General features: G+C 70.5%; 8 protein-coding genes. 2 read left to right on the top strand and 6 right to left on the bottom strand.

The genetic code is table 11. The features are described from left to right. Nucleotides 1-278 precede the first annotated feature (278 nt). Genes VNW53_RS15750 through VNW53_RS15735 form a run of 4 tightly spaced genes read right to left on the bottom strand, consistent with a single transcriptional unit; the run spans nt 279 to nt 3,383 of the window. A complete protein-coding gene (locus tag VNW53_RS15750; RefSeq protein ID WP_325556739.1) occupies nt 279-875 on the bottom strand; it encodes a GNAT family protein in 597 nt (198 codons plus the stop codon). A gap of 10 nt (nt 876-885) precedes the next feature. Further along, complete coding sequence (locus tag VNW53_RS15745; RefSeq protein ID WP_325556738.1) at nt 886-1,392, bottom strand: GNAT family N-acetyltransferase; 507 nt, start codon at nt 1,390-1,392, stop codon at nt 886-888. After that, nucleotides 1,389-2,267: an NAD(P)-dependent oxidoreductase gene (locus VNW53_RS15740; RefSeq protein WP_325556737.1), complete on the bottom strand. Its 879-nt coding sequence runs from the start codon at nt 2,265-2,267 to the stop codon at nt 1,389-1,391. The genes VNW53_RS15745 and VNW53_RS15740 overlap by 4 nt, the downstream gene beginning before the upstream one ends. Nucleotides 2,268-2,300: 33 nt before the next feature. Next, on the bottom strand, nt 2,301-3,383 hold the full coding sequence (locus VNW53_RS15735) for an MBL fold metallo-hydrolase (RefSeq protein WP_325556735.1): 1,083 nt from the start codon (nt 3,381-3,383) through the stop codon (nt 2,301-2,303). A gap of 305 nt (nt 3,384-3,688) precedes the next feature. On the opposite strand from VNW53_RS15735, the gene VNW53_RS15730 reads away from it, so the two are divergent. Next, entirely contained in the window at nt 3,689-5,110 is a 1,422-nt protein-coding gene (locus VNW53_RS15730) for a M20/M25/M40 family metallo-hydrolase (RefSeq protein ID WP_325556734.1), read from the top strand. Here the strand turns inward: VNW53_RS15730 and VNW53_RS15725 are convergent. Together VNW53_RS15725 and VNW53_RS15720 are read right to left on the bottom strand one after the other, a co-directional pair. After that, nucleotides 5,107-5,790 carry a VC0807 family protein gene (locus VNW53_RS15725; RefSeq protein ID WP_325556733.1) on the bottom strand — a complete coding sequence of 228 codons (684 nt, stop codon included), beginning with the start codon at nt 5,788-5,790 and terminating at the stop codon, nt 5,107-5,109. The two genes, VNW53_RS15730 and VNW53_RS15725, sit on opposite strands and share 4 nt — an antisense overlap. Further along, nucleotides 5,787-6,557, bottom strand: a complete 771-nt coding sequence (locus VNW53_RS15720; protein WP_325556732.1) for an SDR family oxidoreductase — start codon at nt 6,555-6,557, stop codon at nt 5,787-5,789. Before VNW53_RS15720 ends, VNW53_RS15725 begins: the two co-directional genes overlap by 4 nt. Nucleotides 6,558-6,622: 65 nt before the next feature. On the opposite strand from VNW53_RS15720, the gene VNW53_RS19870 reads away from it, so the two are divergent. Beyond that, nucleotides 6,623-6,812: TetR family transcriptional regulator (locus VNW53_RS19870; RefSeq protein ID WP_349255830.1), on the top strand; the 190-nt coding region annotated here is incomplete at its 3' end.

The raw sequence follows: 6,812 nt of genomic DNA, 5'->3' as shown, positions 1-6,812 counted from the left end.
AGGCGAAAGCTGGACAGTGGCCACCATCCTCTCCGAAGCCGTGCCGAAGATGGCGCCGAAGTTCTTCGACCTGAACCGCGCGCCCATGGCCGGCGCGCAACCGGCCAAGCAGCCGGCTTAGGGCCAGCCCGCCATCCCTCCTCTTTAGGGGAGGGTGGCCGAGGCGAAGCCGAGGTCGGGTGGGGGTTTGCGGGCCAGGACTCCAAAGTCCGAGCTTGAACGCGACTCCCCCACCCTGGCCGCTGCGCGGCCTGTCCCCCCCTAAAGAGGAGGGATTTCTACATCCTGTGCATCCGCTCCCACTCCGCTCGCGTCAGCTCCCAGTAGAGCGATCGCCGCGTCGCGCCGTCGGGCCGCACGCTTTCCACCTCGCCCATGCGCCGGAAGCCTGCCGCGTCGATGGCCTTGGCGGAGCGGATGTTGTCGAGCGCGGCGGTGAGGCCGATCAGGCGCAGTCCGAGCGTTTCGAACATCCAGGCGATGGCCTGCGCCACGCCGCGGCGGCCCGCGCCTGAGTTCTGCAGGTCCGCCCGCCGCGCCCCGGCCAGCTCGCCAGAGGCCCGCTCGGGCCAGACGGTGATCCGCGAATAGGCGGCCACGGCGCCGGCCTCGTCCAGGGTCACCGTCAGGAGGCAGCGGCCGGCCTGCCGCAGGGCCTCGCTCTCGGCCACCCAAGCGGCGACGCTCTCGCGGGTGAACGGCCGCGGCAGGTCGTAGATCGGGTCGGACACCCGCGGATCCAGGAACAGCGCCAGCAGGCCGTCCACATGCTCGGGCCCGGCCAGGGGCCGCCCCTCGGCCGCGCGCACGGCGGCGCGGATGGCGGCCTCCTCCTCCGGGCTCGCGGTCAGGACGGTGATCGGCGCCGCGCTCATGGGCGGGTCCTCATGACTCCGCGAGCTTCTGCAACGCCTCCCCGTAGAGGCGGCGCACCGTCCACTCCTCCATCGCCGCCGCGTCGAGGCTGTCGTAGAACTCGATGGCCGGGGTGTTCCAGTTGAGCACCGACCATTCCAGGCGCCCCAGGTCGGCGTCCATGCAGCGCTGGGCCAGGCGGCGCAACAGGGCCTTGCCGGCCCCCAGGCCGCGGGCCTCGGGCTTCACGAACAGGTCCTCAAGATAGATCCCCGCCCGGCCGCGGAACGTCGAGTAATTGTAGAACCAGAGCGCGAAGCCCACCGGCTGGCCGTCCGCCTCGGCGATGTCGCAGAAGCAGCGCGGGTTCTCGCCGAACAGGTCGCGGCGGATGTCGGCCTCGGTGGCCTCCACGGCGTGGGCCAGCCGCTCGTATTCGGCCAACCCCTTGATGAACTCCAGGATCAGCGGGGCGTCGGACGAGGCGGCGACGCGAACCTGGACCTTGGGCGCGATGGGGAGCTGGGGCGCGTTCATGGGTTCGCCGGGCTCCCGCCGCCGATGACCACCCCGGGCGGCGGCGGCATCGAGTCGGGCACGAAGAAGTCGGGCATCAGGGGCTGGGTGGGATCGACGCGGTACTTTTCGAAGTCGCGCTCGCCCTCGCCATAGAGGAAGCTGTCGTCGATCAGGAAATTGCCGCTGAACTCGCGCGATGGCTTCTCGAAGATCGCATGCGCCGCGTCGGCCATGATCTCCACCGTGCGGCAGCGGCGCATGCCCTCGTCGCCGGCCAGGGCGAACCTGATCGCCGCCGTGGCGATGCCGGTCCTGGGCCACAGCGCGTTGAAGGCGATGCCGTCAGCCTTGAACTCCGCGGCCATGCCCAGCACGCACATGCTCATGCCGAACTTGGCCATCGAATAGGCCGTGTGTCCGGCGAACCACTTCGGGCTCATGTCCAGCGGCGGCGACAGCATCAGCACATGCGGATTGGCGGCGGCCTTCAGGTGCGGGATGCAGGCCTTCGACGTGAGGAAGGTGCCGCGCGCATTGATCTGGTTCATCAGGTCATAGCGCTTCATGTCCGTGGCCAGCGTGCCGGTCATCGAGATCGCCGAGGCGTTGTTCACGCAGATGTCGATGCCGCCGAACTTCGCCACGGTCGCCTCGACGGCCGCCGTCACCGAGGCCTCGTCGCGCACATCGACGATCAGCGGCAGCGCCTTGCCGCCCGCCTTCTCGATCTCTTCCGCCGCCGTGTAGATGGTGCCGGGCAGCTTCGGATGCGGCTCGGCGGTCTTGGCGGCGATCGCCACGTTGGCGCCGTCGCGCGCGGCGCGCAGCGCGATCGCCAGGCCGATGCCGCGGCTCGCGCCGGTGACGAACAGGGTCTTGCCAGCTAAGCTCATGGGAGTTCCCTCGAAGTCTTACGGCGTATGGCTTTAGGCCGCCGCCCGGTACCAGTCGACGCCGTTCTCGTCCCGCGTCCTCGCGGCCTGGCCGCGGGCGATCAGGCAGTTGAGGTGCGCGAGGCTTTCGCCGGTCGCCAGGCCCAGCAGGTTCTGGTCGATGGTCCTGCGGAACAGGACGTGGAAAACGTCCACCACCCGCTTCGGCTCGGCGATCAGGTCTTGCAGCCGCTTCAGGCCCCGCTCATGGCCGCCGATCAGGTGGTCGATCCGCGCGTGCAGGCCGTGGAACGGGTCGTTGTGAGCCGGCAGCACCAGCACATCGTCGGGGATCCGGGTCTTGATCCGCGCCAGCGAGGTCAGCCAGTCGGTCAGCGGGTCGCCGTCGGGCTCGGTCGGGAATACCGAGACGTTGGAGGAGATCTTCGGCAGCACCTGGTCGCCTGAGATCATCAGCTTCAGCTCAGGGCAGTAGAGGCAGGCGTGCTCGGGGCTGTGACCGGAGCCCACCACCACCCGCCAGGTCCGGCCGCCGATCTCGATCTCGTCGCCGTCGGCCATCCGGTGAAAGCTGTCCGGCAGCGCGTGCAGCCCGCGGCCGAAACCGCCAAACCGGGCCTTGTAGTGTTCCAGCGCATCCTCGTCCCAGCCGGCGGCGCGGAAGAACCGGATCGCGTCCTCCGGCGCCTCGCGCCCGGTGTCGGCGGCCAGCGAGCGGCAGGTCACGAACTCCAGCCGGGTGATCCACAGCTTGGCGTCGAACTTGCGCGTCAGGTAGCCCGACATGCCGATGTGGTCGGGGTGCATGTGGGTGACGAACACCCGGCTCACCGGCTTGCCGGCCAGCGGCCCCGCGAACGCCGCGCGCCAGGCGTCGCGGGTCGCCGTCCCGCCCATGCCCGTGTCGACGATGGCCCAGCCGCCCCTGCCATCAGGCGTGGGCTCCTCGATCGCCCAGACGTTGATGAAGGCCAGCGCCCCGCCCAGCGGCATCCGCAGCCACTTCACGCCCGGCGCGACATCCACCGCCTCGCCGGTCCCGGGGCCATGCTCGAACGGGTAGCTCAGCTTCGGGCGCGGGTGTTCCGCAAAGGTCTGTTCGATACCGTCCCGCAAAAACCTGCTCCCGCGCGTGAGCCACCAGTTTCGACCGCCAGGCGCGCCAGGGCAAATACCTTCGCGGCGGGGCCTCCTCTCCCCCGGCGAAGCCGGGAGGGAGAGGGTAGGGAGAGGGCGGCGCATGCGCGTGATCCGTCAGCGGTCCGTCGAGGGCCCTCGGTTCGTCCGAGGAAGGCGGAAACGTCGAGCCGCCCTCTCCCTACCCTCTCCCTCTGTCGCTGGCGCTCCGGGGAGAGGAGACGATCTTGCCGCCCCTTCCTGCGCCTGAAATAGTCCGCCGCTCAAGTTGCCGGGGATCACCAATGTTCAAGTTCGCCACCGCCTTCGTCGCGGCCACGGCCCTGCTCGCCGCCACCACATCGCAAGCCCAGACGCGGCCCGACCAGGTCGCCTTCCGGGCCCTCTACAAGGAGCTGGTGGAGACCAACACCACGGCCTCGGTGGGCGACTGCACCCTGGCCGCCCAGAGGATGGCCGCGCACCTGAAGGCCGCGGGCTTTCCCGACAGCGACCTGACCATCTTCGCGGCGCCGCAGTTTCCGAAGAACGGCGGCCTGGTGGCCGTCTATCCGGGCAAGGATCCGAAGGCCAAGGCCATCCTGCTGCTGGCCCACCTGGACGTGGTCGAGGCCAAGCGCGAGGACTGGACGCGCGATCCTTTCACCCTGGTCGAGGAGGGCGGTTACTTCTACGGCCGCGGCGCGGCGGACGACAAAGCCCAGGCCTCGATCTGGGTCGACACCCTGATCCGCTACCGGACCGAGGGCTTCCACCCCCGGCGCACCATCAAGATGGCGCTGACCTGCGGCGAGGAAAGCGGCGGGCCGATCAACGGCGCCTCCTGGCTGATGCAGAACAGGCGCGACCTGATCGACGCCGAGTTCGCGCTCAACGAGGGCGCCGGAGGCCAACTCGACGACCACGGCAAGCGCATCGCCCACACCATCGAGGCCGGCGAGAAGACCTCGCAGAGCTTCACCCTGGAAGTCACCAACCCCGGCGGCCACTCTTCACGGCCGGTGCCCGACAACGCCATCTACCGCCTGGCCGACGCCCTGGAGAAGATCCGCGCCTACGAGTTCCCGGTGATGATCAACGACGCCAACGGCGCCTACCTGACCAAGATGTCCAAGGTGGTCAGCGGCGAGACCGGCGCGGCCATGACCGCTCTGGTGGCCAATCCCAAGGACGCCCGCGCCGACGCCCTGCTCTCCAGGGACCCCAGCCTGCACACCATGCTGCGCACTACCTGCGTGGCGACCATGCTCTCCGCCGGCCACGCCCAGAACGCGCTGCCCCAGCGCGCCACCGCCAACATCAACTGCCGCATCTTCCCCGGCGTGAGCCGCGAGGCGGTGCGCGCAAAGCTGGTCGAGATCATCGGCGACAGCCAGGTCTCGGTCTCGAAGACCGCCATCAGCCGCACCGAAAGCGACACCCCGGCGCCGGCGCCGCCGCTGACGCCGAAGGTGCTCGGCCCGATCGAAAAGGTCTCCGCCGAGATGTGGCCGGGCGTGCCCGTCGTGCCGATCCTCCAGGCCGGCGCCACCGACGGCAAGCCGCTCACCGCCGGCGGCATCCCGACCTATGGGGTGCAGGGCCTGTTCTACGAGCCGGACCTCGGCCGCATCCACGGCCTCAACGAACGGATCGGCGTCACCTCCCTCTATGAGGGCCGCGACTTCCTCTACAAGCTGGTCAAGATCTACGCCGACCAGCCCTAGGCGCCGGCGGCGGCAGCGGCCCGGCGGGCTTCGGCCAGGCGCTTCTCGCGCGGCACGTACCAGAACGTCCAGGCGGTCAGCAGGCCGATGGCGCCGTAGCTGATCGGCGCGCTGACCAGCAGGAACCGCTGGATCGACAGGGCGAACACCAGCCCGCAGTTGAGCGCGCACGACGCCACGAGGCCGAGCCCCCAGGCCAGCGTCGCTGCGGTCATCGCGCGGCGGAAGGCAGGCTCGTCGCGCAGGGCCTCGAACGCCGCCACCTTGTCCGCCGCGCGCCGCCGCGTGCCCGCCCGCCCGAGCTGGTAGATCAGCGGCCTGCCGATCGCCGCGGACCCCAGGAAGACCAGCCCGACCAGGCCGGCCACCAGGTTCTCGCGAAGCTGCAGGAACCTGACCCCGCCGCCGCCCGCGAAGGCCAGCAGCGATAGCGCGATGCCGCTCAGCACCAGGATCGAGATGGCGTCGACCTTGCGCTCGCGGATGAACGCCCCGATCGACCAGAGGATGGGCGGCCCCGAGGCGGCCATCAGGGCCTGGACCGGGCCAAGGCTCCGGCTGCCGAAGCTGTAGATCGCGAAGGGCAGGATGAAGTTGGCCGCGATTTCCAGGCCGATCCGCATCCCATGGGCGCGGACCTGGGCGAGCGCCTGGGCAAGCCTGGAGGGCGCGCGGCTCATGACTGGGCTCCACGGGCCAGGCGCTCGGCGCCGCCGTCCACGAACAGGATCTGACCGGTCATCATCGCGTTCTCCGGGCTGACACACCAGGCGAGGGCGGCGGCCGCCGCGTCCGGACGGCCGGGAAAGGCGCCGCGCATCGGGACCATCCGCGCCGCCTGAGCGCTGAGGTCCGTATCCGACAGGATGTAGGCCGCCGCCGGCGTGTCGAAGAAGCCGAGCGCGACCACGTTGAGCGCGATCCCGGCGCCGGCCCATTGCGGCTCGACCGCCGCCCGCTGGCACCAGGCGTTCAGCGCTTGCTTGGCGCCGCCGTAGAGCGCCAGGCCGTCGCCGGCCGCGGGTCCCTGCGCCGCCCGTGCGAGCGCTTCGGCTTCGTCGAGAGCCAGGCAGGCCTCCACGAGGCCGGCCGCCGCCGGCCGCAGCGATGCGATCGAGGACACCGCCACGGCCCGCGGCGTGGCGCTGGCCGTCAGCAGCGGCCGCAGCCCCTCCAGCGTCGCCACCGCGCCGAAGAAGTTCAAGGCGAGGCTGGTCTGCGACGGGCCGCCACCGGCGTTGGCGACAATCGCGTCGATCCGTCCGCCGCTCAGGCGCGCGACGCCCTCGACCAGGGCCGCCCGGCCCTCTGCGGTCGCCAGGTCCGCGACCACATCGGCGTCGTGCAGGTCGCAGGCGATGACCCGCCCACCCTGCGCACGCAGGCGCCGGGCCGTGGCGGCGCCGATGCCGGACGCCGCGCCGGTCACGACATAGGTGCGATCCATCGCTTGCCTTCTCCGAACTCAAACCGTACCGTACCGTTCGGTTCGGTACTACCAGACGCTTTCGGATGCAAGAGGCTTCAACAATGGGCGTCGCTGGGGCTAGACAGGCGGGGATGGGGGCGACCGCCGAAAATCCGGCCAAGGCGGCACGGCGCAGGGAGATCCTCGACGCCGCCTTCGTGGAGTTCTCGAGCAAGGGCTATGCCGGCGCCAGCATGGCGGCGATCGCCCGGCGCGCCCACGCCTCCAAGGAGA

The organism is Phenylobacterium sp., from assembly GCF_035569475.1.
Classification (GTDB): Bacteria; Pseudomonadota; Alphaproteobacteria; order Caulobacterales; family Caulobacteraceae; genus Phenylobacterium.
Note: the sequence above shows the minus strand (reverse complement) of the source record. Positions and strands in the feature narration are given on the sequence as shown.